The 26,468-nt window shown below is 68.4% G+C and carries 21 protein-coding genes and 3 rRNA genes; 18 read left to right on the top strand and 6 right to left on the bottom strand.

Annotated elements, in window-relative coordinates; translation table 11 throughout:
* The first annotated feature begins 91 nt into the window (after positions 1 to 91).
* A complete protein-coding gene (gene chpE / locus OG272_RS10595; RefSeq protein ID WP_033529228.1) occupies positions 92 to 340 on the top strand; it encodes a chaplin ChpE in 249 nt (82 codons plus the stop codon).
* 225 nt (positions 341 to 565) lie between these two features.
* Here chpE and OG272_RS10590 read toward each other — a convergent pair whose 3' ends face one another.
* Positions 566 to 1,351 (bottom strand): hypothetical protein, encoded by a 786-nt coding sequence (locus OG272_RS10590; protein ID WP_327730379.1) that lies wholly within the window; start codon positions 1,349 to 1,351, stop codon positions 566 to 568.
* A gap of 150 nt (positions 1,352 to 1,501) precedes the next feature.
* Between OG272_RS10590 and OG272_RS10585 the strand changes: the two genes are divergently transcribed.
* The 3 genes from OG272_RS10585 (at position 1,502) to OG272_RS10575 (ending at position 3,977) form a co-directional block, all read left to right on the top strand.
* Positions 1,502 to 2,293: an ABC transporter ATP-binding protein gene (locus tag OG272_RS10585; RefSeq protein ID WP_326583791.1), complete on the top strand. Its 792-nt coding sequence runs from the start codon at positions 1,502 to 1,504 to the stop codon at positions 2,291 to 2,293.
* A 145-nt stretch (positions 2,294 to 2,438) separates the two neighbouring features.
* On the top strand, positions 2,439 to 2,870 hold the full coding sequence (locus tag OG272_RS10580; RefSeq protein ID WP_327730380.1) for an NfeD family protein: 432 nt from the start codon (positions 2,439 to 2,441) through the stop codon (positions 2,868 to 2,870).
* 159 nt (positions 2,871 to 3,029) lie between these two features.
* Entirely contained in the window at positions 3,030 to 3,977 is a 948-nt protein-coding gene (locus OG272_RS10575) for an SPFH domain-containing protein (protein WP_326583793.1), read from the top strand.
* 127 nt (positions 3,978 to 4,104) lie between these two features.
* Here the strand turns inward: OG272_RS10575 and OG272_RS10570 are convergent, their stop codons facing one another.
* From OG272_RS10570 to OG272_RS10560, 3 genes are all read right to left on the bottom strand, one after another.
* On the bottom strand, positions 4,105 to 4,611 hold the full coding sequence (locus OG272_RS10570) for an HNH endonuclease (protein ID WP_216590898.1): 507 nt from the start codon (positions 4,609 to 4,611) through the stop codon (positions 4,105 to 4,107).
* Positions 4,612 to 4,762: 151 nt separating this feature from the next.
* Complete coding sequence (locus tag OG272_RS10565) at positions 4,763 to 5,302, bottom strand: YbhB/YbcL family Raf kinase inhibitor-like protein (RefSeq protein WP_327730381.1); 540 nt, start codon at positions 5,300 to 5,302, stop codon at positions 4,763 to 4,765.
* Between the two features lie 52 nt (positions 5,303 to 5,354).
* Positions 5,355 to 6,137 carry a sporulation protein gene (locus tag OG272_RS10560; RefSeq protein ID WP_326583796.1) on the bottom strand — a complete coding sequence of 261 codons (783 nt, stop codon included), beginning with the start codon at positions 6,135 to 6,137 and terminating at the stop codon, positions 5,355 to 5,357.
* 210 nt (positions 6,138 to 6,347) lie between these two features.
* On the opposite strand from OG272_RS10560, the gene OG272_RS10555 reads away from it, so the two are divergent.
* From OG272_RS10555 to OG272_RS10535, 5 genes are all read left to right on the top strand, one after another.
* Complete coding sequence (locus OG272_RS10555; protein WP_327730382.1) at positions 6,348 to 6,989, top strand: DNA-3-methyladenine glycosylase; 642 nt, start codon at positions 6,348 to 6,350, stop codon at positions 6,987 to 6,989.
* Positions 6,990 to 7,548: 559 nt separating this feature from the next.
* Positions 7,549 to 9,075: ribosomal RNA gene (locus OG272_RS10550) — 16S ribosomal RNA — on the top strand.
* Positions 9,076 to 9,382: 307 nt separating this feature from the next.
* Positions 9,383 to 12,504: ribosomal RNA gene (locus OG272_RS10545) — 23S ribosomal RNA — on the top strand.
* 104 nt (positions 12,505 to 12,608) lie between these two features.
* Positions 12,609 to 12,725 (top strand): 5S ribosomal RNA (gene rrf, locus OG272_RS10540).
* Together the 16S, 23S and 5S rRNA genes form the textbook arrangement of a ribosomal RNA operon.
* Before the next feature lie 1,454 nt (positions 12,726 to 14,179).
* Positions 14,180 to 15,091, top strand: a complete 912-nt coding sequence (locus tag OG272_RS10535) for a hypothetical protein (RefSeq protein ID WP_327732293.1) — start codon at positions 14,180 to 14,182, stop codon at positions 15,089 to 15,091.
* Between the two features lie 82 nt (positions 15,092 to 15,173).
* Here OG272_RS10535 and OG272_RS10530 read toward each other — a convergent pair whose 3' ends face one another.
* Positions 15,174 to 16,466 (bottom strand): DUF1015 domain-containing protein, encoded by a 1,293-nt coding sequence (locus tag OG272_RS10530; RefSeq protein ID WP_327730383.1) that lies wholly within the window; start codon positions 16,464 to 16,466, stop codon positions 15,174 to 15,176.
* Positions 16,467 to 16,559: 93 nt separating this feature from the next.
* Between OG272_RS10530 and OG272_RS10525 the strand changes: the two genes are divergently transcribed.
* From OG272_RS10525 to OG272_RS10510, 4 genes are all read left to right on the top strand, one after another.
* A complete protein-coding gene (locus tag OG272_RS10525; RefSeq protein ID WP_327730384.1) occupies positions 16,560 to 17,588 on the top strand; it encodes an HAD hydrolase-like protein in 1,029 nt (342 codons plus the stop codon).
* Between the two features lie 152 nt (positions 17,589 to 17,740).
* A complete protein-coding gene (locus OG272_RS10520) occupies positions 17,741 to 18,784 on the top strand; it encodes a FecCD family ABC transporter permease (protein ID WP_405893135.1) in 1,044 nt (347 codons plus the stop codon).
* 11 nt (positions 18,785 to 18,795) lie between these two features.
* The gene (locus OG272_RS10515; protein ID WP_326585885.1) at positions 18,796 to 19,845 is read left to right on the top strand and encodes an iron chelate uptake ABC transporter family permease subunit; all 1,050 of its coding nucleotides are present in this window, start codon (positions 18,796 to 18,798) and stop codon (positions 19,843 to 19,845) included.
* On the top strand, positions 19,842 to 20,705 hold the full coding sequence (locus OG272_RS10510) for an ABC transporter ATP-binding protein (RefSeq protein WP_326583801.1): 864 nt from the start codon (positions 19,842 to 19,844) through the stop codon (positions 20,703 to 20,705). The genes OG272_RS10515 and OG272_RS10510 overlap by 4 nt, the downstream gene beginning before the upstream one ends.
* On the opposite strand, the gene OG272_RS10505 is transcribed toward OG272_RS10510, so the two are convergent.
* Positions 20,689 to 21,036 carry an SCP2 sterol-binding domain-containing protein gene (locus OG272_RS10505; protein ID WP_326583802.1) on the bottom strand — a complete coding sequence of 116 codons (348 nt, stop codon included), beginning with the start codon at positions 21,034 to 21,036 and terminating at the stop codon, positions 20,689 to 20,691. The two genes, OG272_RS10510 and OG272_RS10505, sit on opposite strands and share 17 nt — an antisense overlap.
* A gap of 42 nt (positions 21,037 to 21,078) precedes the next feature.
* Between OG272_RS10505 and OG272_RS10500 the strand changes: the two genes are divergently transcribed.
* The 5 genes from OG272_RS10500 (at position 21,079) to OG272_RS10480 (ending at position 26,467) form a co-directional block, all read left to right on the top strand.
* Complete coding sequence (locus OG272_RS10500; RefSeq protein ID WP_326583803.1) at positions 21,079 to 21,342, top strand: hypothetical protein; 264 nt, start codon at positions 21,079 to 21,081, stop codon at positions 21,340 to 21,342.
* A gap of 17 nt (positions 21,343 to 21,359) precedes the next feature.
* Positions 21,360 to 22,175 carry a TlyA family RNA methyltransferase gene (locus tag OG272_RS10495; RefSeq protein ID WP_326583804.1) on the top strand — a complete coding sequence of 272 codons (816 nt, stop codon included), beginning with the start codon at positions 21,360 to 21,362 and terminating at the stop codon, positions 22,173 to 22,175.
* Positions 22,172 to 23,077 carry an NAD kinase gene (locus OG272_RS10490; protein ID WP_060885261.1) on the top strand — a complete coding sequence of 302 codons (906 nt, stop codon included), beginning with the start codon at positions 22,172 to 22,174 and terminating at the stop codon, positions 23,075 to 23,077. The genes OG272_RS10495 and OG272_RS10490 overlap by 4 nt, the downstream gene beginning before the upstream one ends.
* Positions 23,078 to 23,250: 173 nt before the next feature.
* Entirely contained in the window at positions 23,251 to 24,969 is a 1,719-nt protein-coding gene (recN, locus tag OG272_RS10485; protein ID WP_326585886.1) for a DNA repair protein RecN, read from the top strand.
* 361 nt (positions 24,970 to 25,330) lie between these two features.
* Positions 25,331 to 26,467 (top strand): glycosyltransferase family 4 protein, encoded by a 1,137-nt coding sequence (locus OG272_RS10480; RefSeq protein WP_327730387.1) that lies wholly within the window; start codon positions 25,331 to 25,333, stop codon positions 26,465 to 26,467.
* Position 26,468 lies beyond the last annotated feature (1 nt).

The following is a 26,468-nucleotide window of genomic DNA, read 5'->3' as shown; positions in this document are numbered from 1 at the left end:
TCCCCCAGATGGCGCATCCTCGGATGACCCCCGCCGTTCTTCAGTGCGTGCTGCGTGCGACCGCCGCAGTGTTCGCAAGGAAGGGCTCAAAGTGAAGAACCTGAAGAAGGCCGCCGCTGTCACGATGGTGGCCGGTGGCCTCGTCGCCGCCGGTGCCGGCATGGCCTCCGCCACGGACGGCGGGGCGCACGCCGACGGCAAGGCCATCGGCTCGCCGGGCGTCGTCTCGGGCAACGTCATCCAGGCCCCGGTCCACATCCCCGTGAACGCGGTCGGCAACAGCGTGAACGTCGTCGGCATCCTGAACCCGGCCTTCGGCAACCTGGGTGTCAACCACTGACGTTCCCGCCCCGGAGCACCAGTGACCACCGGCCTTCCAGGAGCCCCCTGGGAGGCCGGTCAGGCTTCCACCATTCGTAGCTGCGGGCAGCCGTGCCGCAGGGGCGGCACGGGTGGGCGCGGCGGCACCCGGCAAGCGCCGGTGAGCGTAACCCGCTCTCGCCGTCGCCCGGCCGCAGCCGCCGGGCGACAGCGCACCGAAAAGAGGGCAGCGCACCCCCGCCCGCTAGCGCCCCCGCTCCCGTTCCTCCACGAACGCGTTGTACGCCGCCACCTGGGCCCGCCGAGCCGTCCGCTCCACCGGGCGCAGCGCCTCCGTCCGCGAGGCCATCTCGGAGGCGCTCACGGCGGCGCCGTGGCCGTTCTCGTGGGCCACGGAGATCAGCAGCCCGATGCGCTGCGCCAGCTCCAGCACCCGTACCGCACGCGGCGGATACCCGGGCGCCAACACCTCCCGCCCCCGCTCCGCCCGCGCCCGATACGCGTCGAGCGCCGCCTCGGCCACCGGCCCGGACGCCGCGACGTCCAGCCGCGACAACACCGCGGTGGCCTCCCGCAACGCCTCCGCCAACTCCCGCTCGGCCTCCCCGAGGGACGGCACATCGGCGGGCGGAGCCTCCCGCACCTCCAGGCAGTGCCAGACGACCTCCACATGCTCGTCCCCGGCGGGCCCCACCGAGTACACCTCCGGCACCAGCCCCAGCGCACCCCCGTGGCAGACGACCGCCTCCTCCGCCTCCAGCGCCCGCTTGTTGAACTCCGGCGGCCCGCTCAGCCCCAGCGGATGCCCCGGCGCGGGCAGCGCGACCCGCAGTCCGGTCACCCCGAGCGCCCGCAACCGCCCCAGCCCGAGCGTCAGCCCGACGGGCCCCGACTCGCCGGGCAACCCCTCCACCCGGTGCACCGCGTCCTCCCCGACGATCGCGAGCACCGCGTCATCCGGCGAGACAAGTCCGGCAAGAAGGGCATTTCCCCATGAGGCGAGGCGCCCTGAGCGTGGTTCCGAGAGCATGCCCCCACCCTAAGGACCGACCGAGGGGATGGACGGCCCGACCGGTGGCGTAGATTTCCCTGAGGGCTGCGCCCACCCGGCGGTGGCTCCGACCACAGGCGTACGCGACAGCCGAGACAGGCCGACACTGCAAGGGGAGACAGCGCGCTCATGAGCGATGTTCTGGAGCTGGAGGACGTATCCGTGGTCCGGGAGGGCCGGGCTCTGGTGGACCAGGTCTCCTGGTCGGTCAAGGAGGGCGAGCGCTGGGTCATCCTCGGCCCGAACGGCGCCGGCAAGACCACCCTCCTGAACATCGCGTCCAGCTACCTCTACCCCAGCAAGGGCACCGCCACGATCCTCGGCGACACCCTCGGCAAGGTCGACGTCTTCGAACTGCGTCCCCGCATCGGCATGGCCGGCATCGCCATGGCGGAGAAGCTCCCCAGGCGCCAGACCGTCCTGCAGACCGTGCTGACCGCTGCGTACGGCATGACGGCCACCTGGAACGAGGACTACGAGGAGGTCGACGAGCTGCGCGCCCGCGCCTTCCTCGACCGCCTCGGCATGACCGAGTACGTCGACCGCAAGTTCGGCACCCTCTCCGAGGGCGAGCGCAAGCGCACCCTCATCGCCCGCGCCTTGATGGCCGACCCCGAGCTGCTGCTCCTCGACGAGCCCGCAGCCGGCCTCGACCTCGGTGGCCGCGAGGACCTCGTACGCCGGCTCGGCCGCCTCGCCCGCGACCCGATCGCCCCCTCCATGATCATGGTCACGCACCATGTCGAGGAGATCCCCCCGGGCTTCACCCACGTCCTGATGATCCGTCAGGGCAAGGTCCTCGCCGCGGGCCCGCTGGAGCTGGAACTCACCTCGCGCAACCTCTCCCTCTGCTTCGGCCTTCCGCTCGTCGTCGAGCAGGTGGGCGAGCGCTGGACCGCCCACGGCCTGCCGCTCACCTGACCTCCAACTTCTCCCGATCTCCCGCCGGTCGGACGCCCCGGGGCCACAACCCGGCCCGGGCGCACCCGACTTGGGAGCCCTTTGTACGCGATCTTTGACCGTGCGCTCTGTTCGGCGGGACGATCGCGGTTCTACCATTGCGGATGTGGACAGCATCGACGCATGGGTGTGGTGGCTGATCGGCGCGACCGGGCTGGGGGTCGCCCTCGTCGTGACCGCGATGCCCGAGTTGGGCATGCTCGCCCTGGGTGCGGTCGCCGGCGCCGTGACCGCGGGGCTGGGCGGTGGCGTCGTACTCCAGGTCGTCGTCTTCGCGATCGCCTCGGTCGCGCTCATCGCCGTCGTACGGCCCATCGCGGCCCGGCACAGATCCGGGCGGCCCCAACTCGCGACCGGTATCGACGCGTTGAAGGGCAAGCACGCCGTCGTCCTGGAACGGGTCGACGGCTCGGGCGGCCGTATCAAGCTGGGCGGCGAGGTCTGGTCCGCCCGCGCGCTCGACACCGGTCAGGCCTTCGAGGTGGGTCAGGAAGTGGACGTCGTGGAGATCGAGGGAGCCACGGCGATCGTCATGTGACCTCGCACGATGTGGTCACGAGGCGATGACGCAATGACCTGAACGACCCACCTGGCAGGCGGTGTTCTGCCAGACTCAACCAGCAAGATCTTCAACAGTCTCTACAGGCATAAGATCTTCAGGAAGCGCCACGGCAGAGAAGGGCACGGGGAGCAAACGATGGAACCGATCATCATCGTCCTGATCATTCTGGTGGTGTTGGTCTTCATCGCCCTGATCAAGACCATCCAGGTGATTCCACAGGCCAGCGCGGCCATCGTCGAGCGGTTCGGCCGCTACACGCGCACACTCAACGCGGGCCTCAACATCGTCGTCCCGTTCATCGACTCCATCCGCAACCGCATCGACCTCCGTGAACAGGTCGTGCCGTTCCCGCCCCAGCCGGTGATCACCCAGGACAACCTGGTCGTGAACATCGACACGGTCATCTACTACCAGGTCACCGACGCCCGCGCCGCGACCTACGAGGTCGCCAGCTACATCCAGGCGATCGAGCAGCTCACCGTCACCACCCTCCGCAACATCATCGGTGGCATGGACCTGGAGCGGACCCTGACCTCCCGCGAGGAGATCAACGCGGCCCTGCGCGGCGTCCTCGACGAGGCCACCGGCAAGTGGGGCATCCGCGTCAACCGCGTCGAGCTGAAGGCCATCGAGCCGCCCACCTCCATCCAGGACTCGATGGAGAAGCAGATGCGCGCCGACCGTGACAAGCGCGCCGCGATCCTCACCGCCGAAGGTACGCGCCAGGCCGCCATCCTCACCGCCGAGGGTGAGAAGCAGTCCCAGATCCTCCGCGCCGAGGGTGAGGCCAAGGCCGCCGCCCTGCGCGCCGAGGGCGAGGCCCAGGCCGTCCGTACGGTCTTCGAGGCCATCCACGCCGGCGACCCGGACCAGAAGCTCCTCTCCTACCAGTACCTCCAGATGCTCCCGAAGATCGCCGAGGGCGACGCCAACAAGCTCTGGATCGTCCCCAGCGAGATCGGCGACGCCCTGAAGGGCCTCTCCGGCGCCATGGGCAACTTCGGCAACCTGGGCGGCGGCCCGTCCGTCCCCCGGCCCAGCGACGGCGGCAACGAACGCCGCGAGAAGCCGGCCATCGACTGAGCTGAGCACACGACAATGGGCCCGCCTTCGCAAGAAGGGCGGGCCCAGACGTTTTCAGAGGCGCGGGGAACTGCGCGATCAGCCACAACGCACCCGCAGCCCGCACACCACAGCAACCCCAACCGCGTTACGCGGCTCCCTGCGAAAGCCAGGCCGGCAGCGCGTCGAAGTCGTCGTGCCCCAGAGACAGCAGCATCGCGTCCGCCGGCGTCGGCTCGAACGGCTGCCGCAGCAGCGGCATACCCGCCTGCTCCGGTGTCCGGTCAGCCTTGCGGTGATTGTCCTCGGCGCACGACGCGACCGTGTTCAGCCAGGTGTCACCACCGCCCCGCGACCGCGGCACCACATGGTCGACGGTCGTCGCCCGCCTGCCGCAGTACGCGCACCTGTGCCGGTCGCGTACCAGGACACCCCGCCTCGACCACGGCGCTTGTCTTCGGAACGGCACCCTGACATACCTGCACAGCCTGATCACCCGGGGAGCCGGTATATCGACCGCGGCTCCGCGCATGCGCAGTTCGGGGTGGGTCTGCTCGACGATGGCCTTGTCCTGCAGTACCAGAACGACGGCTCGGTTGAGCGTCACCGTCGACAGCGGCTCGAAGCTCGCGTTCAGTACCAGCGTGTCCCGCATTCCAGCCCACCTCCTGTGCCAGCCCACCCCCCGGCGGGCTTGGATCAACTCTGGCCGGGCACGCCGAGATGGACAACGCAATAAAAAATGCCCGTCTCTGATCACTTCCAAGACCAGAGACGGGCAAACGTTCAATGAACGTCCGGCTTCGTTACTTTTCCGCCACGGCGGCGTACTCACCGAGGAGTTGAGCACGCGCCAGGGTGTGGAACCGCAGGTTGAAACCGACCACGGCGGGCGAAGCGTCGGCATCCGGGCCGAGCTTCTCCTGATCCACGGCGTACACCGTGAACACATACCGGTGCGCCGGATCCCCGGGCGGCGGCGCGGCCCCACCGAAGTCCTTCGACCCGTAGTCGTTGCGCACGTGGACGGCGCCCTCCGGCAGCCCCTCGAACTTCCCCGAGCCCGCACCCGTCGGCAACTCCGTCACCGACACCGGGATGTCGAACACGACCCAGTGCCAGAATCCGCTCCCCGTGGGGGCGTCCGGGTCGTAGCAGGTCACGGCGAAACTCTTGGTCTCCGGCGGGAAGCCCTCCCAGCGCAGCTGCGGCGAGGTGTTCCCGCCCGCGTAGACCTGAGCGTCCTTGAGCGTCGCGCCCGCCTCGACGTCCTCGCTCGCGACCGTGAACGACGGTACGACCGGGTGGAAATCGTGGGGGAGCGGCGGCCTCTTCGGCTCGGTCACCTCGGTACCTCCTGATGGATCCGGGGTAGGTGTGGTTCCAGATACGTCGAGCCTAGAACCAGCTGCGCTTGCTGCCGACCTCCGACAGCCACTGGTTCAGGTACGCGGCCCAGTCCGTGCCCTGGTAGTCGTGCAGCCCCACCTTGAACGAGCGGAACGAGTCGCTGCCCTCGCTGAACAGCCCCGGCTTCTTGTCCATCTCCAGCACGACGTCCATCTCGCGCTCGTCGGCGACGAAGCTCAGCTCGACCTGGTTCAGACCGTGGTACTGCTGCGGCGGGAAGAACTCGATCTCCTGGTAGAACGGCAGCTTCTGCCGCGTGCCCCGGATGTGACCGCGCTCCAGGTCCGCGTTCTTGAAGCGGAAGCCCAGCTGGATGAAGGCGTCCAGGATGGCCTGCTGTGCCGGCAGCGGGTGCACGTTGATCGGGTCCAGGTCACCGGAGTCGACCGCACGCGCGATCTCCAGCTCGGTGGTCACACCGATGTTCATGCCCGGCAGCGTCTGTCCCTGGATCGTGGTGACCGGCGTCTCCCACGGGATCTCCAGCCCGAACGGCACCACATGGACCGCCTCGGCCTTCAGCTCGAAGGCGCCACCGAGCCGCTGCTTGGTGAACACGATGTCCTGCTTGTACTCCGAGTCCTGGCCCTCGACCTCGACCTTGGCCTGCAGACCGACGGACAGCGCCTCGATCTGCTGGTCCACGGAGCCGCCCTGGATCCGCACCTCACCCTGGACGACACCGCCCGGGACGACATTGACCTCGGTCAACACCGTCTCGACCGAAGCGCCACCGGCCCCCAGGCTCGCGAGCAGCCGCTTGAACCCCATGTCTGTTCCTCCCGTCAGGCAACGCCTGCGTATCTGTGTGGTTCTGTGTTGTATCTGGTGTGGATCGCTCTGCGTGGCGTGGATCCTTGATCCCTACAAACGCAAACCGACGGCGACCGGTTCCGCGCCCTCCCGCTTCCCCACCCTTCCAAGGAGGACGCCGCCTCGCCACCCGTCGGCACGCACCCGTCTGGACTACGCTCGTACGCCATGATCGCGAGCACCGACCGTACGCCCCTCGCCCGCGAGTTCTTCGACCGCCCCGTACTGGAGGTGGCGCCGGACCTCCTGGGGCGCGTCCTCGTACGCACCACACCGGACGGTCCGATCGAACTCCGCCTCACGGAGGTCGAGGCCTACGACGGTGCGGACGACCCCGGCTCGCATGCCTATCGCGGTCGCACCGCCCGCAACGACGTGATGTTCGGTCCGCCCGGACACGTGTACGTCTACTTCACCTACGGCATGTGGCACTGCATGAACCTGGTGTGCGGTCCGGAGGGCCGGGCGAGCGCGGTTCTGCTGCGCGCCGGCGAGATCACCGAGGGCGCCGACCTCGCCCGCAAACGTCGAATCTCGGCCCGAAATGACAAGGAACTAGCCAAAGGGCCCGCCCGCCTGGCCACTGCCCTGGACGTGGACCGAGCCCTGGACGGCACGGACGCCTGCGCCTCCGACGCCCCGCCCCTGACGGTCCTGACCGGCACACCCGTCAGTCCTGACCAGGTACAGAACGGTCCCCGCACCGGCGTCTCCGGGGACGGGGGCGTCCACCCCTGGCGCTTCTGGATCGCCAACGACCCGACCGTCAGCCCCTATCGGGCCCACGCCCCCCGGCGGCGCTCAACTTGACTCGCTCCTGGCCGGTCCGTAACGTAGCCCGAGCCGCTTGAACCGGTTACGGCGATCAGCCAGCAGCCGAGAGCGGCCAACCCACTACCTACGACATCCCCTCAGCGGGGGCGATTCAGGCATGCCCTGATTCCAGCCCGCAGCACTCAATTATGAGTTGCCGAGGGAATCGGCTAACGTAGTGAATGTCGAAAGGCCGCAAGGGAAACCGAGAGGTCAAAAGACAGCCGAAAGGCAAATCCCCCCGACAGGGAATCGGATCGGAAAACGATCTGATAGGGTCGGAAACGCAAGACCGAAGGGAAACTGCCCGGAGGAAAGCCCGAGAGTAGCTTGGGTGAGTACAAAGGAAGCGTCCGTTCCTTGAGAACTCAACAGCGTGCCAAAAATCAACGCCAGATATGTTGATACCCCGTTCCCGGCCGGTTTCCGGTTGGGGCGAGGTTCCTTTGAAGTAAAACACAGCGAGGACGCTGTGAACGGTCGGGCTTATTCCGCCTGACTGTTCCGCTCTCGTGGTGTCGACCCGCGCTTTTCATTAAGCACAGTCGGGAAAACATTCACGGAGAGTTTGATCCTGGCTCAGGACGAACGCTGGCGGCGTGCTTAACACATGCAAGTCGAACGATGAACCACTTCGGTGGGGATTAGTGGCGAACGGGTGAGTAACACGTGGGCAATCTGCCCTTCACTCTGGGACAAGCCCTGGAAACGGGGTCTAATACCGGATACAACACTCTCGGGCATCCGATGAGTGTGGAAAGCTCCGGCGGTGAAGGATGAGCCCGCGGCCTATCAGCTTGTTGGTGAGGTAACGGCTCACCAAGGCGACGACGGGTAGCCGGCCTGAGAGGGCGACCGGCCACACTGGGACTGAGACACGGCCCAGACTCCTACGGGAGGCAGCAGTGGGGAATATTGCACAATGGGCGAAAGCCTGATGCAGCGACGCCGCGTGAGGGATGACGGCCTTCGGGTTGTAAACCTCTTTCAGCAGGGAAGAAGCGAAAGTGACGGTACCTGCAGAAGAAGCGCCGGCTAACTACGTGCCAGCAGCCGCGGTAATACGTAGGGCGCGAGCGTTGTCCGGAATTATTGGGCGTAAAGAGCTCGTAGGCGGTCTGTCGCGTCGGATGTGAAAGCCCGGGGCTTAACCCCGGGTCTGCATTCGATACGGGCAGACTAGAGTGTGGTAGGGGAGATCGGAATTCCTGGTGTAGCGGTGAAATGCGCAGATATCAGGAGGAACACCGGTGGCGAAGGCGGATCTCTGGGCCATTACTGACGCTGAGGAGCGAAAGCGTGGGGAGCGAACAGGATTAGATACCCTGGTAGTCCACGCCGTAAACGGTGGGAACTAGGTGTTGGCGACATTCCACGTCGTCGGTGCCGCAGCTAACGCATTAAGTTCCCCGCCTGGGGAGTACGGCCGCAAGGCTAAAACTCAAAGGAATTGACGGGGGCCCGCACAAGCAGCGGAGCATGTGGCTTAATTCGACGCAACGCGAAGAACCTTACCAAGGCTTGACATACACCGGAAACGGCCAGAGATGGTCGCCCCCTTGTGGTCGGTGTACAGGTGGTGCATGGCTGTCGTCAGCTCGTGTCGTGAGATGTTGGGTTAAGTCCCGCAACGAGCGCAACCCTTGTTCTGTGTTGCCAGCATGCCCTTCGGGGTGATGGGGACTCACAGGAGACTGCCGGGGTCAACTCGGAGGAAGGTGGGGACGACGTCAAGTCATCATGCCCCTTATGTCTTGGGCTGCACACGTGCTACAATGGCAGGTACAATGAGCTGCGAAGCCGTGAGGCGGAGCGAATCTCAAAAAGCCTGTCTCAGTTCGGATTGGGGTCTGCAACTCGACCCCATGAAGTCGGAGTTGCTAGTAATCGCAGATCAGCATTGCTGCGGTGAATACGTTCCCGGGCCTTGTACACACCGCCCGTCACGTCACGAAAGTCGGTAACACCCGAAGCCGGTGGCCCAACCCCTTGTGGGAGGGAGCTGTCGAAGGTGGGACTGGCGATTGGGACGAAGTCGTAACAAGGTAGCCGTACCGGAAGGTGCGGCTGGATCACCTCCTTTCTAAGGAGCATCTAGGTCTCGCAAGAGATCCAGAGCCACTACGCAGGCAAATGTTCTGCGGTGGTCAGCTCAAGGGTGGAACGTTGATTATTCGACCGGTTCACGGGTCGGAGGCTGTGAGTACTGTCCGCAAGGGCGTGGAAAGCATGATCTCCCGACGTCGATCGGGTCGGGCACGCTGTTGGGTGTCTGAGGGTATGGCCGTATGGCTGCCTTCAGTGCCGACCCCGGTAAAAATCCGTGTGAGCGGGTTGTGACGGGTGGTTGGTCGTTGTTTGAGAACTGCACAGTGGACGCGAGCATCTGTGGCCAAGTTTTTAAGGGCGCACGGTGGATGCCTTGGCACCAGGAACCGATGAAGGACGTGGGAGGCCGCGATAGGCCCCGGGGAGTCGTCAACCAGGCTTTGATCCGGGGGTGTCCGAATGGGGAAACCCGGCAGTCGTCATGGGCTGTCACCCTTGCCTGAACACATAGGGCAAGTGGAGGGAACGCGGGGAAGTGAAACATCTCAGTACCCGCAGGAAGAGAAAACAACCGTGATTCCGGGAGTAGTGGCGAGCGAAACCGGATGAGGCCAAACCGTATGCGTGTGAGACCCGGCAGGGGTTGCGTATACGGGGTTGTGGGATCTCTCTTGATCAGTCTGCCGGCTGGTCGGCGAGTCAGAAACCGTATGGGTAGGCGAAGGACATGCGAAAGGTCCGGCGTAGAGGGTAAGACCCCCGTAGCTGAAATCTGTACGGCTCGTTTGAGAGACACCCAAGTAGCACGGGGCCCGAGAAATCCCGTGTGAATCTGGCGGGACCACCCGCTAAGCCTAAATATTCCCTGGTGACCGATAGCGGATAGTACCGTGAGGGAATGGTGAAAAGTACCGCGGGAGCGGAGTGAAATAGTACCTGAAACCGTGTGCCTACAAGCCGTGGGAGCGTCGGATATGTGCTTGCACATATCTCGTGACTGCGTGCCTTTTGAAGAATGAGCCTGCGAGTTTGCGGTGTGTTGCGAGGTTAACCCGGGTGGGGTAGCCGTAGCGAAAGCGAGTCCGAACAGGGCGACTTTAGTAGCACGCTCAAGACCCGAAGCGGAGTGATCTAGCCATGGGCAGGTTGAAGCGGAGGTAAGACTTCGTGGAGGACCGAACCCACCAGGGTTGAAAACCTGGGGGATGACCTGTGGTTAGGGGTGAAAGGCCAATCAAACTCCGTGATAGCTGGTTCTCCCCGAAATGCATTTAGGTGCAGCGTCGTGTGTTTCTTGCCGGAGGTAGAGCACTGGATAGGCGATGGGCCCTACCGGGTTACTGACCTTAGCCAAACTCCGAATGCCGGTAAGTGAGAGCGCGGCAGTGAGACTGTGGGGGATAAGCTCCATGGTCGAGAGGGAAACAGCCCAGAGCATCGACTAAGGCCCCTAAGCGTACGCTAAGTGGGAAAGGATGTGGAGTCGCACAGACAACCAGGAGGTTGGCTTAGAAGCAGCCACCCTTGAAAGAGTGCGTAATAGCTCACTGGTCTAGTGATTCCGCGCCGACAATGTAGCGGGGCTCAAGCGTACCGCCGAAGTCGTGTCATTCCAGCACATACCCCCAACGGGGGCTGGGATGGGTAGGGGAGCGTCGTGTGCCGGGTGAAGCAGCCGCGGAAGCGAGTTGTGGACGGTTCACGAGTGAGAATGCAGGCATGAGTAGCGATACACACGTGAGAAACGTGTGCGCCGATTGACCAAGGGTTCCTGGGTCAAGCTGATCTGCCCAGGGTAAGTCGGGACCTAAGGCGAGGCCGACAGGCGTAGTCGATGGATAACCGGTTGATATTCCGGTACCCGCTGTGAAGCGTCAAACATTGAACCAGGCGATGCTAAGTCCGTGAAGCCGTCCCGGACCCTTCGGGGAAAGGGAAGTGGTGGAGCCGACGGACCAGACTTGCAGTAGGTGAGTGATGGGGTGACGCAGGAAGGTAGTCCATCCCGGGCGGTGGTTGTCCCGGGGTAAGGGTGTAGGACGTCAGGTAGGTAAATCCGCCTGGCAATAGTCTGAGACCTGATGCCGAGCCGATTGTGGTGAAGTGGATGATCCTATGCTGTCGAGAAAAGCCTCTAGCGAGTTTCATGGCGGCCCGTACCCTAAACCGACTCAGGTGGTCTGGTAGAGAATACCGAGGCGTTCGGGTGAACTATGGTTAAGGAACTCGGCAAAATGCCCCCGTAACTTCGGGAGAAGGGGGGCCATCACTGGTGAGAGGACGTGCTCCTCGAGCTGGGGGTGGCCGCAGAGACCAGCGAGAAGCGACTGTTTACTAAAAACACAGGTCCGTGCGAAGCCGTAAGGCGATGTATACGGACTGACGCCTGCCCGGTGCTGGAACGTTAAGGGGACCGGTTAGTCACTCTTCGGGGTGGCGAAGCTGAGAACTTAAGCGCCAGTAAACGGCGGTGGTAACTATAACCATCCTAAGGTAGCGAAATTCCTTGTCGGGTAAGTTCCGACCTGCACGAATGGCGTAACGACTTCTCGACTGTCTCAACCATAGGCCCGGTGAAATTGCACTACGAGTAAAGATGCTCGTTTCGCGCAGCAGGACGGAAAGACCCCGGGACCTTTACTACAGTTTGATATTGGTGTTCGGTTCGGCTTGTGTAGGATAGCTGGGAGACTGTGAACTCTGGACGCCAGTTCAGGGGGAGTCGTCGTTGAAATACCAGTCTGGTCGTGCTGGATGTCTAACCTGGGTCCGTGATCCGGATCAGGGACAGTGTCTGATGGGTAGTTTAACTGGGGCGGTTGCCTCCCAAAGGGTAACGGAGGCGCCCAAAGGTTCCCTCAGCCTGGTTGGCAATCAGGTGTTGAGTGTAAGTGCACAAGGGAGCTTGACTGTGAGACCGACGGGTCGAGCAGGGACGAAAGTCGGGACTAGTGATCCGGCGGTGGCTTGTGGAAGCGCCGTCGCTCAACGGATAAAAGGTACCCCGGGGATAACAGGCTGATCTTCCCCAAGAGTCCATATCGACGGGATGGTTTGGCACCTCGATGTCGGCTCGTCGCATCCTGGGGCTGGAGTCGGTCCCAAGGGTTGGGCTGTTCGCCCATTAAAGCGGTACGCGAGCTGGGTTTAGAACGTCGTGAGACAGTTCGGTCCCTATCCGCTGCGCGCGCAGGAATATTGAGAAGGGCTGTCCCTAGTACGAGAGGACCGGGACGGACGAACCTCTGGTGTGCCAGTTGTTCTGCCAAGGGCATGGCTGGTTGGCTACGTTCGGGAGGGATAACCGCTGAAAGCATCTAAGCGGGAAGCCTGCTTCGAGATGAGTATTCCCACCCACTTGATGGGGTAAGGCTCCCAGTAGACGACTGGGTTGATAGGCCAGATATGGAAGCCCGGTAACGGGTGGAGTTGACTGGTACTAATAGGCCGAGGGCTTGTCCTCAGTTGCTCGCGTCCACTGTGTTAGTTCTGAGACAACGACCGTTGTCGGCTTTGAGCAGAACGCATAACTAAAGAGTGTGCTTGTTCGCTCGAACCCATTAGGGTTTCGGTGGTCATAGCGTGAGGGAAACGCCCGGTTACATTCCGAACCCGGAAGCTAAGCCTTACAGCGCCGATGGTACTGCAGGGGGGACCCTGTGGGAGAGTAGGACGCCGCCGAACAATCTTTGGAAGGACCCCTGGTCCCAGCGTTCAGCTGGGGCCAGGGGTCCTTTTTTGTTTCTAGAATGCTTGCAGTACCGAAGACAGGAGTCACCATGTCCACCAACTCTCCCGACGATCGACCGGAGCGCGACGAGCGGCGACGGGGCAGTGGTGACCGTGGCGGCTATCGCGGTGGACCGCCCCGGGGCAACGACCGGCGCGACAGCGGGGACCGTGGCGGCAACGGCCGGCGGGACGACCGCCGTAGCGACGACCGTCGAGGTGACGACCGTGGGGGGTTCCGTCACGACGATCGCCGCGATGACCGCGGTGGCTTCCGGCGTGACGACAACCGTGGTGAGCAGCGCGGCAGCGGCGGTGGATTCCGCGGCCGTGACGACCGCCGCGAGGGCGACCGTGGGCCTCGCCCCGCGTTCCGCCGTGACGACCGTCCGGCGGGCCCCCGCCGCGATGACCGTCCGGCGGGCCCGCGCCGTGACGACCGTCCCGCAGGTCCGCGCCGCGACGACCGTCCCGCAGGTCCGCGCCGCGACGACCGGGACCGCGACCGTGGCTTCCGGCGGGACGGGGACCGGCCGGCCTTCCGTCGCGACGACCGGCGTGACGACCGTCCCGTCCGTCGTGACGGCGACCGTCCCCCGTTCCGTCGCGACGACGACCGTGGAGGCCACGGCCGCCGCGATGACCGTCCCGCGTTCCGCCGCGACGACCGTAGCGATGATCGCAGGGACGACCGGCGCGACAGCGGGGACCGTGGCGGATTCCGCAGGGACGACCGTGACCGGGATCGTGGTTTCCGCCGGGACGACCGTACCGACCGCCCGAGCCGCCCCGACCGTCGTGAGGGCGACCGTCCCTCGTACCGTCGGGACGACGACCGCGGTGGCTTCCGGCGTGACGACAGCCGTGGTGAGCAGCGCGGCGGCGGTGGATTCCGTGGCCGTGACGATCGTGGCCGCGACGACCGGCGTGGGGACGACCGCGGTGCTCGCCCGCCCTTCCGGCGGGACGACCGACGCGACGACTCCCGGCGGGACGACCGCCGAGACGAGAACCGCCCTGCCTTCCGCCGGGACGGGGACCGGCCCGCCTTCCGTCGCGACGACCGACGTGACGACCGGCGCACCGACCGCCCCGACCGTCGTGAGGGCGACCGTCCCTCGTACCGCCGGGACGACGACCGCGGTGGCTTCCGGCGCGACGACAGCCGTGGTGAGCAGCGCGGCGGCGGTGGCTTCCGCCGTGACGACAGCCGTGGGGGTGAGCGTGGCGGATTCCGTGGGCGTGACGATCGTGGCCGTGACGACCGGAGCCATGGTCCCCGTCGGGACGACCGTGGGGGTCGGCCCGGTGGTTTCCACGGCCGGGACGACCGGCGCGGCGGCGACGACCGGCGCGGTGGCGGGCGTTTCCGTGACGAGCGCGACCGGGACCGTGAGCCGATCAAGCGGCTGCCGATCCCGGAGGACGTCACCGGCGAGGAGATCGACAAGGACGTACGGCAGGAACTGCAGAGCCTGCCCAAGACGCTCGCCGAGGATGTCGCCAAGAACCTGGTGATGGTCGCGCGGCTCATCGACGAGGACCCCGAAGGCGCGTACGGCTACTCCAGGGTGGCCCTGCGGCTGGCGTCTCGTGTCGCCGCGGTGCGGGAGGCGGCCGGCTTCGCCGCGTACGCCACCCAGAAGTACAGCGAGGCCCTTGCGGAGTTCCGGGCGGCGCGGCGGATGACCGGCAACGTCGACCTGTGGCCCGTCATGGCCGACTGTGAGCGTGGTCTCGGGCGGCCCGAGAAGACGCTGGACATGGCCGGTGCGCCCGAGGTGCACAAGCTGGACAAGGCCGGTCAGGTCGAGATGCGGCTCGTGGCGGCCGGCGCTCGGCGTGACATGGACCAGCTCGACGCGGCCATCGTGACGCTGCAGAGCCCGGAGCTGGCCTCCAACTCCGTACAGCCGTGGACGGCGCGCCTGCGGTACGCGTACGCCGACGCGCTGCTCGCGGCCGGCCGTGAGGGCGAGGCGCGGGAGTGGTTCGCCAAGGCCGTCGAGGCCGACAAGGACGGCAGCACGGACGCGTCGGACCGCCTCGCGGAGATGGACGGTGTCGAGTTCGTCGACGCCCTTGTCGAGCACGAGGACGAGGACGTCGCGAGCGGGCACGAGGGTGACGAGGCGCCGCAGGACGCGTCCACGGTCGCGGACCCCGCATTCGTCGAGGACAGCGAGGACATCGACACCGATGAGGACGTCGACACCGATGAGGGCGACGAGGACGACGACACCGACGTCGAAGACCGCACCGACGTCGAGGGCGACGCGGAGGTCGAGGGCGACGCGGAGGTCGAGGGCGACAAGGACTGACGTCCGGCTGAGACGCTGAAGGGCGGGATCCCGTACAGGGGATCCCGCCCTTTCGCATGTCGCCCCCGGAGGAGGCGTCGCCTCAGAGATCCAGTGCGCGCAGCACCAGCCCCGACGCCGGCTTCGGGCCGAACGACGTGGACTTGCGGGGCATGGTGACGCCCTGGCGGGCGAGGTCGCGTACGACCTCCTCGTGGACCGGGTGCATGAGGACCGCAGTGCCGCCGTCGCGTTCGGCCTTCTCGACGGTGGCGGCCGTGTCGTGGATGTAGGCGACGTGTGCCGGGGAGTCCTCGGGGATGTGCCAGACGTGGTCGAGGAGGACCGCGTGCAGGACCGTCGCGTCGAGGGTGCGCCAGGCCGCCGGGCGGTCGGCGGGGATCGTACGTGTGAGGAGGTCCGGGTCCGGGCGGTCGACGAGGTGGAAGGCGCCGTCGCCCGCGAGGAGGAAGGCGTTGCCGGTGGCTGCCGCGTCAGCGAGGGCGTCCAGGGCCTCGGAGAGCGGGACGTCGAGGCGGCGAACGCGGAACAGGCCGTCCAGGGCGGTCAGCGCGTCCGGGAGCGGGAGTTGGTGCAGGAGACGGTGGATCGCGCGGACGCGCAGGGGATAGCGGGCGGTGTCCACGAGGAGGACCAGGCCGTAGTCCCAGGGGCTGGGGGAGGGGTGCTCCGTGCGGAGCCGGAGGTAGGTCGCCCAGCGGTGGTGGCCGTCGGCTATCAGGGCCTGGTGGTTCGCGAGGTCCGACTGGACTTCGGCGAGGTCGGCGGGGTCGGTGACCGCCCAGAGGCGGTGGCTGAAGCCGTCCTCCGTGGTCGTGGCGAGGAGAGGGGCGCGTTCCGTGGTGCGCTCGACCACGGGTGTCGCCCCTGCCGTGGCGTCGTCGCCCCGGTACGTGAGGAGCAGGGGCTCCATGTTGGTGGAGGTGGCGCGCATCAGGGCCGCACGGTCCGCGATGACGTGGGGGATGACGTCCTCGTGAGGGAGGACCACGCCGGCGGAGGGCTCCGAGAGGCGCAGGGCGCCTATGAGGCCGCGTTGGAGGATGCTGCCGTCCGCCTGCTCGTAGACGTAGAGGCCCGGCTCCGCGTCGGCGGCGAGGACGCCGTCGGCGAGCCAGCGGCGCAGGGTCGCGGCCGCCTGTTCGTCGCGGGCGGCGGGCGTTCTGGCCTGGGGGAGTATCAGGCGGACGATGTTGTGAGGGTCGGCGGACTCGAGGTGGAGCAGACCGTCCGGCCGTACGACCACGTCGTACGGCGGTGATGTCACGGCGGCCAGGCTGCCGACCCGGTCGGGGTCGTAGCGAAGCCCCCGGAACGGGGTCAGTTCGAGGCCGCTGCGCGCCGGGATCTCCTCCGCGGGACCTGCGTAGTTCATTGGGGCATCGTATGGGTGTCAGTGCGGTGAGGGATGATCGGGGAAAGCGAGCTGACCGATTGTTGACCGACCGACCGACGAGGAGCGAGTGTAATGAGCCAGGCAGTCAGGACGCGGCCCGACGGCAGTGGGCAGGCCCTGAGCGAGGCGTACGACACGGCGCTGCTCGATCTGGACGGGGTGGTGTACGCGGGCGGCAGCGCGATCGCGTACGCGGTGGAGTCCCTGAGTACGGCGCGGGCGGGCGGTATGCACCTCGCGTACGTCACGAACAACGCGCTGCGTACGCCCGACACGGTGGCCGCCCATCTCACCGAGCTCGGGATACCGACCGAGGCCGGTGATGTCATCACCTCGGCGCAGGCCGTGGCCCGGCTGATCAGCGAGCAGCTGCCCGCCGGCGCGCGCGTGCTGGTCATCGGCGGTGAGGGGCTGCGGGTGGCGCTGCGCGAGCGGGGGCTCGAGCCGGTCGAGTCGGCGGACGACGACCCGGCGGCCGTGGTGCAGGGGTACGGCGGTCCCGAGCTGCCCTGGGCGCGGTTCGCGGAGGCCAGCTATGCCATCGCGCGCGGGGTGCCATGGTTCGCGTCCAACACCGACCTGACGATTCCCAGCGCGCGGGGCATCGCTCCCGGCAACGGGGCGGCGGTGCAGGTCGTCCGGATCGCGACCGGGGCCGAGCCGCAGGTGGCGGGCAAGCCGCTGCCGCCGATGCACCGCGAGACGATCCTGCGGACGGGTGCCGAGCGGCCGTTGGTGGTCGGGGACCGGCTGGACACGGACATCGAGGGCGCGTTCAACGGCGAGGTCGACTCGCTGCTCGTACTGACCGGCGTGACCGACGGCGCGCAGCTGCTGGCCGCGCCCCCGCAGCACCGGCCGACGTATGTCGACGCCGATCTGCGGGGCATGCTCACCGGGCAGCCGGAGGTCGTCGAGGCGGGCGCGGGCTTCCGCTGCGGCGGCTGGACGGCGACGGCAGGGGCGGAACGGCTGGAACTGGTCGGCGAGGGCGAGGCCCTGGACGGACTGCGGGCGCTGTGCGCGGCGGCCTGGACGGCTGCCGGGGCGGGCGTGTGCGAGCTGGACGGGGGGAAGGCGCTGGCCCGGCTGGGGTTGTGAGCGGCCGGGTCTTTTGGGCCCTCGGGCTTCCCGGGGGCCGGTGCGGCGGCCGTGGTCTGTGCGAGCGGGGCTTCCACCCGTACGGCCCGTACGTCTGTGCGGTGTTCGTGGACACGATCGAGCAAAAGAAGAGGATAGGCTAACCTAACCGGGTGTTGGTCGACAGTCCTCCTGAACCGAGCGCGGAGACCGCCCCCGCGCCCCCGAACCGCCGGGCGATACGAGCCGTCGGGCTCCTCGTGTCCCTCGTCCTTCTCGTCCTGGTCGCCCTGGCGAGTATCGCGATCGGCGCGAAAGAACTGTCTCCGGAGCAGGTCTGGCACGGTCTGTTCGAGGACACGGGGACCTACGGCGACGCCGTCGTCGGGGAGCGGATCTCGCGCACCCTCCTCGGACTGCTCGCGGGGGCCGCGCTCGGGCTCGCCGGTGCCGTGCTCCAGGCGCTCACCCGGAACCCGCTGGCCGACCCAGGGCTGCTGGGCATCAACGCGGGCGCGTCCGCCGCGGTCGTCACCGCCATCACCTACTTCGGCGTCACCTCGCTGGCCGGGTACGTGTGGTTCGCGTTCGCCGGTGCCGCCATGGTCGGGGCGCTGGTCTGGTTCCTCGGGGGCAGCCGGGGTGCGACGCCGGTGCGTCTCGCCCTCGCGGGCACGGCCATCAGCGCCGCCCTCTACGGCTATCTGCAGGCCGTGATGATCATGGATGACGCGGCGCTCTCCAAGATGCGTTTCTGGACGGTCGGTTCGCTGGCCTCGGCGACCGACGAGACCATCACCCAGGTACTGCCGTTCCTGGCCGTCGGCACGGTCATCGCGCTGCTGCTCGCCCGGCCGCTGAACGCGATGGCCATGGGCGACGACACCGCCCGCGCGCTCGGCGCCGGCCTCAACCGCACCCGGGCGCTCTCCATGGCCGCCGCCACCGTGCTGTGCGGTGCCGCGACCGCCGCCTGCGGGCCGATCGTCTTCGTGGGGCTGATGGTCCCGCATGCCGTGCGGTCCTTCACCGGGCCCGACCTGCGCTGGATCCTGCCGTACGCGACCGTCCTGTCGCCCGTGCTGCTGCTCGGCGCCGACGTCATCGGCCGCATGGTGGTACGGCCCGCGGAGCTCCAGGTCGGCATCGTCACCGCGATCCTCGGCGGGCCGGTCTTCATCTTTCTCGTACGACTGCGGAGGACGGCGCAGCTGTGAAGACGCAGGTCATGAGCAAGCCCGCCGACCGCACTCGCGCGGTCCGCACGCCCGGTGGGCTGTCCGTCCGGCTGGACGTACGGGCGTTCACCGTCGTCGTCCTGCTGCTGGTGGCGGCGCTGACCGCGAGTGTCGTACTGATCGGGACCGGAGACTTCCCCATCCCGGCCGGCGACGTCCTGAAGACGCTGCTCGGCAACGGCGACGCGGGCCAGGAGTTCATCGTCAACGAACTGCGGCTGCCAAGAGTTCTGGTCGGGCTCCTTGTCGGGGCCTCGCTCGGCCTCGGCGGGGCGCTGTTCCAGTCCATCTCCCGCAATCCGCTGGGCAGTCCGGACGTGCTCGGCCTCTCGCAGGGCGCCACCGCCGGCGCACTGGTCGTCATCGTGCTGTTCTCCGGCAGCGCGAACCAGGTGGCCCTCGGGGCGCTCGTCGGCGGTCTGGTCACCGGCCTGGCGATCTATGTGCTGGCCTGGAAGAGGGGCGTGCACGGCTATCGGCTCGTGCTGGTCGGCATCGGCGTCTCGGCGATCGTCACGGCGGTCAACGGCTATCTGATCACCAAGGCGGACCTGGTCGACGCGGCCCGCGCGGTCGTGTGGATGACCGGCTCCCTCAACGGCCGTGACTGGGCCCAGGTCTGGCCGCTGCTGATCATGTGCGCGATCCTCGTGCCGCTGGTGCTGGGCAACGCGCGCGGGCTGCGGATGACGGAGATGGGCGACGACGTGTCGTACGCCCTCGGGGTGAGCGTCGAGCGCGTCCGGCTGCTGCTGATGGTGTCGGCCGTGCTGCTCACCGCCGGGGCCACCGCTGCCGCCGGGCCGGTCGGCTTCGTCGCCCTCACCGCGCCCCAGCTCGCCAAGCGGCTGACCCGCTCCCCGGGCCCGAACCTGGTGCCCGCGATGTGCATGGGCGCGACCCTGCTGATCGTCGCCGACTGGGCCTCGCAGCGGGCGTTCGGGGCCGACCAGTTGCCCGTCGGCGTGGTCACCGGCGTACTCGGCGGTGTCTATCTGCTGTGGCTGCTGGTCACCGAGCGCAAGGCCGGGCGGATATGAGCGCGTCGGCGAACGAGAACGACAAGAGGAGCACCGTGAACCGCCTGTCCGCCGAGAACGTCACCCTCGCCTATGACCAGCGGGTCATCGCCGAGCAGCTGTCGGTGGAGATCCCCGACAGCTCGTTCACCGTGATCGTCGGCCCCAACGCCTGCGGCAAGTCCACTCTGCTGCGTGCCCTCTCACGGATGCTGAAGCCGTCACAGGGGCGGGTGCTGCTCGACGGGCAGGTCATCCAGTCGATGCCCGCCAAGAAGGTCGCCCGGACCCTCGGCCTGCTGCCGCAGTCGTCGATCGCGCCCGACGGGATCACCGTCGGCGACCTCGTGGGCCGCGGCCGGTACCCGCACCAGGGGCTGCTGCGGCAGTGGTCCACCGAGGACGAGCGGATCGTCCGGGAGTCGATGGAGTCGACCGGGGTCGCCGAGCTGGCCGACCGCTATGTCGACGAGCTGTCCGGCGGTCAGCGCCAGCGTGTCTGGATCGCCATGGCACTCGCCCAGCAGACCCCGCTGCTGCTGCTCGACGAGCCGACCACCTTCCTGGACATCCAGCACCAGATCGACGTGCTCGACCTGTGCGCCGAGCTGCACGAGGAGCAGGGCCGCACGCTCGTCGCGGTGTTGCACGACCTCAACCACGCCGCCCGCTACGCCACCCATCTCATCGCCCTGCGAGACGGCTCGGTGATCGCCGAGGGCGCCCCCTCCGAGATCGTCACGGCCGAGCTGGTCGAAGAGGTCTTCGGGCTGCGCTGCCAGGTGATCGACGACCCGGAGACGGGGACGCCGCTGGTGGTGCCGGCGGCGCGCAGGGCGCGGACCGGAATCGAGAAGGTGGCCGCTACAGAAGCTTCCTGAGCTGGAGCAGATCCCGGAAGCCCGCCTCCAGCTTCACCCGGCCCGAACCCCAGGCCTTGGCGAAGTTCAGTTCGCCGGCGACGAGGGCCACCAGATCGTCGCCGGTCATGGCGAGCCGGATCTGGGCCTTCTCCGGCGGCGGCCCCTGAAGGGTGTCGCGCACCTCGATGCGGCCCTCGCGCATCCGGCCCATGAAGGAGACGTCGAGGTCCTTGATGTGGCAGCTCACCGAGCGGTCGAGGGCCGTCGCCTCGCGCACGTGTCCATCGGCGCCTGCCATGTTGTCCGAGAGCTTTTCGAGCGCGGCGCGGCACTCCTCAATCGTTGCCATCGCGATCGACGGTACCCCAGAGCTTCGCGGTAGCGTCTGGGCATGAGCGACTCTTTGCCCGAGGTCGAGGCCGGGGTGGAAGCAGTGGTTCCGGAGGCGGAGGCCGGGCCGGCCCCGCTGAACGTGCCCCGCACCGCCACCGGCCACCCCGAGGTGGACGCCACCCTCGACCGGCTGGCCGACGCCGACCACCTCGCCACCGACGGCCATGTGGAGGTGTACGAGGATGTACACCGGGGGCTGCGCGACGCGCTCACCGCGCTCGACGCCCGCCCGGGACCTCCGGCGCCCCCTCGGCCGTACTAGAGCAGGAGCTAAACCCCGTGGCAGGAGTCGCACGCCGCCGTCTGGACGCCGAACTGGTCCGGCGGAAGCTAGCGCGCTCGCGTGAGCACGCGAGCCAGCTGATCGCCGCCGGGCGGGTCACCGTCGGCAAGAACGTCGCGACCAAGTCCGCCACACAGGTGGAGACCGCCGCCGCGATCGTGGTGGCGACCGACGACGGCGACCCGGAGTACGTGTCCAGAGGCGGCCACAAGCTCGCCGGCGCCCTGGAGGCCTTCGTCCCGCAGGGGCTGGCCGTACAAGGGCGGCGGGCCCTGGACGCCGGCGCCTCCACCGGCGGATTCACCGACGTGCTGCTGCGGGCCGGGGCCGCGCACGTCGTGGCCGTGGACGTCGGATACGGACAACTCGCCTGGACTCTCAGGAGTGATGAACGCGTCACCGTCAAGGACCGTACGAACGTACGCGAGTTGACGCTCGAAGCGATCGATGGGGAGCCTGTGGATCTTGTCGTGGGGGATCTGTCCTTCATCCCGCTCGGCCTGGTGCTGCCCGCCCTGGTGCGGTGCGTGAAGCCGGACGCCGATCTGGTGATGATGGTCAAGCCACAGTTCGAGGTGGGTAAGGAGCGGCTGGGCAGTGGGGGAGTCGTACGGAGTCCGGAGCTGCGCGCCGAGGCGGTGCGCGGGGTGGCCCGGCGGGCCGGGGAGCTGGGGCTCGGGGTGAAGGGTGTGACGGCCAGTCCGCTGCCCGGACCCTCGGGCAATGTCGAGTACTTTCTGTGGTTGCGAGCCGGGGCACCCGCGTTGGACCCGGCCGACGTCGACCGAGCAGTGGCGGAGGGGCCGCGTTGACTCAGGACCGATCTCGAACTGTTTTCCTGCTCACCCACACCGGGCGGCCGGCGGCCATCCGCAGTGCCGAACTCGTCGTCAAGGGGCTGCTGCACCACGGCATCGTCGTGCGTGTCCTGGAGTACGAGGCCGAGGACATCCCGCTGCCGGAGGAGGTGGAACTCGTCAAGGAGGCCACCCCGCAGTGCCTCGACGGGTGCGAGCTGCTCATCGTCCTCGGCGGTGACGGCACGCTGCTGCGCGGCGCCGAGTTCGCCCGCGCCTCCGGGGTGCCGATGCTGGGCGTCAACCTCGGCAGCGTCGGCTTCCTCGCGGAGGCCGAGCGGGACGACCTCGACAAGGTTGTCGACCGGGTGGTGACCAGGTCGTACGAGGTCGAGGAGCGGATGACCGTCGATGTCGTCGTGCACCAGAACGGAAACATCGTCCACACGGACTGGGCGCTGAACGAGGCCGCCGTGCAGAAGGCCGGTGCCGAGAAGCTGCTCGAGGTCGTTCTGGAGATCGACGGCCGGCCGGTGACCGGGTTCGGGTGTGACGGAATCGTCCTGTCGACTCCGACCGGGTCCACGGCGTACGCGTTCTCGGCGGGTGGGCCCGTGGTGTGGCCCGAGGTCGAGGCGTTGCTGATGGTGCCCATCAGCGCGCACGCGCTGTTCGCGAAGCCGTTGGTGACGTCGCCGAATTCGGTGCTGGCGGTGGAGGTGCTGCCGCACATCCCGCCGGGGGTTCTGTGGTGTGACGGGCGGCGGACCGTCGAGCTGCCGCCGGGGGCCCGGGTCGAGGTCCGGCGGGGGGCGGTGCCGGTGCGGCTGGCGCGGTTGCATCACGCGTCGTTCACGGACCGGCTCGTGGCGAAGTTCGCTCTGCCTGTTTCCGGGTGGCGGGGGGCCCGGCACTAGCGCGAGGCGGGGCACGGCGGGGGACCGTCATCGCCGCGGGTCGGCTGTGGTCGCTCGCGCGGTTCCCCGCGCCCCTGAAAGGGCGCGCTGTACCTCCCGGGAGTGACATGGGGGACGGGGGGCGTCGCGGTCGCCCTCCTCGACCTCGTAAGGTCGTGTCCGTGTTGGAGGAGATGCGGATACGGTCGCTCGGAGTCATCGACGACGCTGTCGTCGAGTTGTCGCCCGGCTTCACCGCCGTGACGGGTGAGACGGGCGCGGGCAAGACCATGGTGGTCACCAGCCTCGGCCTGCTGCTCGGCGGGCGGGCGGACCCGGCGCTCGTGCGGATCGGCGCGAAGAACGCCGTCGTGGAGGGCCGGATCGCCGTGCCCGAGGGCGCGTCGGCGATCGTCCGGGCCGAGGAGGCCGGGGCCGAACTCGACGACGGGGCGCTGCTGATCAGCCGGACCGTCTCCGCCGAGGGACGGTCGCGGGCCCACCTGGGCGGGCGTTCCGTCCCCGTGGGCGTGCTCGCGGAGCTGGCCGACGAACTGGTCGCCGTGCACGGGCAGACCGACCAGCAGGGGCTGCTGAAGCTGTCCCGGCAGCGGGCGGCGCTCGACCGGTACGCGGGCGACGCGGTGGCCGTGCCGCTCACCAAGTACGGCGAGGCCTACCGGCGGCTGCGGGCCGTGGCCACCGAACTCGACGAGATCGTCACGCGCGCGCGTGAGCGGGCCCAGGAAGCCGACATGCTGCGGTACGGGCTCGACGAGATCGCCGGCGTCGAGCCGCGGGCCGACGAGGACGTGGAGCTGGCCGAGGAGGCCGAGCGGCTCGGCCACGCGGAGGCGCTTGCGTCCGCCGCCACGGCCGCGCACGCCGCGCTCGCGGGCAATCCCGAGGACCCGGAGGGCGTGGACGCCACGACGCTCGTCGCGGGCGCACACCGGGCGCTGGAGGCCGTGCGGTCGCACGACCCGGCGCTGGCCGCGCTCGCCGAGCGGATCGGGGAGATCGGGATCCTGCTGGGCGATGTGGCGGGGGAACTGGCGGGATACGCCGACGACCTGGACGCCGATCCGCTGCGGCTGGCTGCCGTCGAGGAGCGGCGGGCCGCGCTCACCGCGCTCACCCGGAAGTACGGCGTGGACATCGCCTCCGTGCTCTCCTGGGCCGAGCAGGGTGCCCAGCGGCTCACCGAACTCGACGGCGACGACGAGAGGATCGACGAGCTGACCGCCGAGCGGGACGCGCTGCGAGCCGAACTGGGCGGCCTCGCGCAGGCGCTGACCGATGCCCGGGCGGAGGCCGCCGAGCGGTTCGCCGCCGCCGTCACCGCCGAGCTGGCCTCGCTCGCCATGCCGCACGCGCGCGTGTCGTTCGAGATCCGGCGGACCGACGATCCCGAGGGCGTCGAGGTGGACGGACGCACGGTCGCGTACGGCCCGTCCGGTGTCGACGAGGTCGAACTGCTGCTCGCCCCGCACCCGGGGGCGCCGCCCCGGCCCATCGCCAAGGGCGCGTCCGGCGGTGAGCTGTCGCGGGTGATGCTGGCCGTCGAGGTGGTGTTCGCGGGGACGGACCCCGTGCCGACGTATCTCTTCGACGAGGTCGACGCCGGAGTCGGCGGCAAGGCCGCGGTCGAGATCGGCCGGCGGCTCGCCCGGCTCGCCAGGTCGGCCCAGGTCGTGGTGGTCACCCATCTGCCCCAGGTGGCCGCCTTCGCCGACCGGCAGTTGCTGGTGGAGAAGACCAACGACGGTTCGGTGACCCGGTCCGGTGTGAAGATCCTGGAGGGCGAGGACCGGGTGCGCGAGCTGTCGCGCATGCTCGCCGGCCAGGAGGACTCCGAGACGGCACGGGCACACGCGGAGGAACTGCTCGCGGCGGCCCGCGCGGACGCGTAGGGCGGTGCCGGGACCGCTGTCTTCGTCGGCTGTGAGTGAACACGGCGATGAACACGGCGGGGAATATGGCGGGGAAACACGGCGGGAAGGAGCGGGACGGGAGTCGTACAGAGGGGCAACCCCGTGCGGGTGTTCACCCGTGTGGGTGACCCTGGGGCCGGGGTTGCCCGGCCCTCCGGCACTCGCCCCGTCCGGCTGTCCCGGAACACCCTTGCGGCCTGGCATCCTTGAACAGGAAACGACGTAGCAGGATGTGCCGCGTGGATCGCGCGGTAGCGCTTCGGGTGGTCCACCCCCGCCGCGGGATCCTTCTGCACGTTTCTTCGTGACCGTCCGACCCCGAACCAGGAGCCTCGGCCACGTGAGCCACGTGAGCAGCCACTCACCCCCCGGCCAGTCGCCGCTGCGGACCGTACAAGTGCTCGGCGGCGGCAGCGCGGTGAGCAGCGCGCATGTGCGGTCGCTGGCCTCGGGTCTGGTCGCCCGGGGCGTGCGGGTCACCGTGTGCGCCCCCGGCGAGACCGACGGGGTGTACGACTTCACCGGCGTCGGCGCCCACCACGTCCACGTGCCCCGCAGCAGCGACCCGGCCTCGGTGGCCAGCCTGCGCAGCGCCTGCGCGGACGCCGACCTGGTGCACGCGCACGGACTGCACGCCGGCTTCCGCGCCACCCTCGCGCTCGGCCGGCGCACCACCCCCCTCGTCGTCACCTGGCACACACGTTCGTACGCGGAGGGGGCGCGGGCGCATCTGCTGCGGCTGCTGGAGCGGCGGGTCGCCAAGGCCGCCGCCGTGGTCCTCGGCAGCTCCTCCGACCTGGTCGACCGGGCCCGCCGCCGGGGCGCGCGCGACGCCCGGCTCGCCGCCGTCGCGCTGCCCGTGCCGCGCCGGGCCGACCCCGGAGCCGACCCGGACCGGCCCGCCTCCAAGGTCCGGGCCGAACTCGGCGCCACGGCACGCCCGTTGCTGATGACGGTCGGCACGCTCGACCGCCACCGGGGGTACGACACGCTGCTCGACGCCGCCCGGTCGTGGCGCGGCCTCGACCCGGCGCCGCTGCTCGTCGTCGCGGGCGAGGGGCCGCTGCGGGGCGTACTCCAGCGGCGCATCGAGGACGAGGAACTGCCCGTCCGGCTCGTCGGGCGGCGCGACGACGTCTCCGAGCTGATCGCGGCCGCCGATCTCGCGCTGCTGCCCGGCGGCCCGGAGGCCCGCTCGGTCCTCGCCCAGGAGGCGCTCCACGCGCGTGTGCCGCTCGTCGCGGCCGCCGTCGGTTCGTTGCCCGACCTGGTGGGCGACGGCGCCGAACTCGTCCCGTACGGCGACGCCGAGGCGCTCGCCATGGCCGTCGTACGCCTCCTCGACGACCCCGCCCTCCGTGAGGCGCTGAGGGAACGGGGCACCCGGCAGGCCGCCACCTGGCCGACCGAGGACGAGACGGTGGCCCAGGTGCTCAGCGTCTACGACGAGTTGACGCGGTTGAGGCCTCTCACCTGAC

The organism is Streptomyces sp. NBC_00104, assembly GCF_045160825.1.
In the GTDB taxonomy this organism is placed as follows: Bacteria; Actinomycetota; Actinomycetes; order Streptomycetales; family Streptomycetaceae; genus Streptomyces.
This window is presented reverse-complemented; position numbering and strand designations above follow the sequence as displayed.

Bases quoted from the DNA above. Each gene is read 5' to 3' on its own strand.
- OG272_RS10590 (WP_327730379.1), bottom strand. From the start codon at position 1,351: ATGCTCTCGGAACCACGCTCAGGGCGCCTCGCCTCATGGGGAAATGCC.
- OG272_RS10585 (WP_326583791.1), top strand. From the start codon at position 1,502: ATGAGCGATGTTCTGGAGCTGGAGGACGTATCCGTGGTCCGGGAGGGC.
- OG272_RS10575 (WP_326583793.1), top strand. From the start codon at position 3,030: ATGGAACCGATCATCATCGTCCTGATCATTCTGGTGGTGTTGGTCTTC.
- OG272_RS10570 (WP_216590898.1), bottom strand. From the start codon at position 4,611: ATGCGGGACACGCTGGTACTGAACGCGAGCTTCGAGCCGCTGTCGACG.
- OG272_RS10560 (WP_326583796.1), bottom strand. From the start codon at position 6,137: ATGGGGTTCAAGCGGCTGCTCGCGAGCCTGGGGGCCGGTGGCGCTTCG.
- OG272_RS10555 (WP_327730382.1), top strand. From the start codon at position 6,348: ATGATCGCGAGCACCGACCGTACGCCCCTCGCCCGCGAGTTCTTCGAC.
- OG272_RS10530 (WP_327730383.1), bottom strand. From the start codon at position 16,466: ATGAACTACGCAGGTCCCGCGGAGGAGATCCCGGCGCGCAGCGGCCTC.
- OG272_RS10525 (WP_327730384.1), top strand. From the start codon at position 16,560: ATGAGCCAGGCAGTCAGGACGCGGCCCGACGGCAGTGGGCAGGCCCTG.
- OG272_RS10515 (WP_326585885.1), top strand. From the start codon at position 18,796: ATGAGCAAGCCCGCCGACCGCACTCGCGCGGTCCGCACGCCCGGTGGG.
- OG272_RS10510 (WP_326583801.1), top strand. From the start codon at position 19,842: ATGAGCGCGTCGGCGAACGAGAACGACAAGAGGAGCACCGTGAACCGC.
- OG272_RS10505 (WP_326583802.1), bottom strand. From the start codon at position 21,036: ATGGCAACGATTGAGGAGTGCCGCGCCGCGCTCGAAAAGCTCTCGGAC.
- OG272_RS10500 (WP_326583803.1), top strand. From the start codon at position 21,079: ATGAGCGACTCTTTGCCCGAGGTCGAGGCCGGGGTGGAAGCAGTGGTT.
- recN (WP_326585886.1), top strand. From the start codon at position 23,251: ATGCGGATACGGTCGCTCGGAGTCATCGACGACGCTGTCGTCGAGTTG.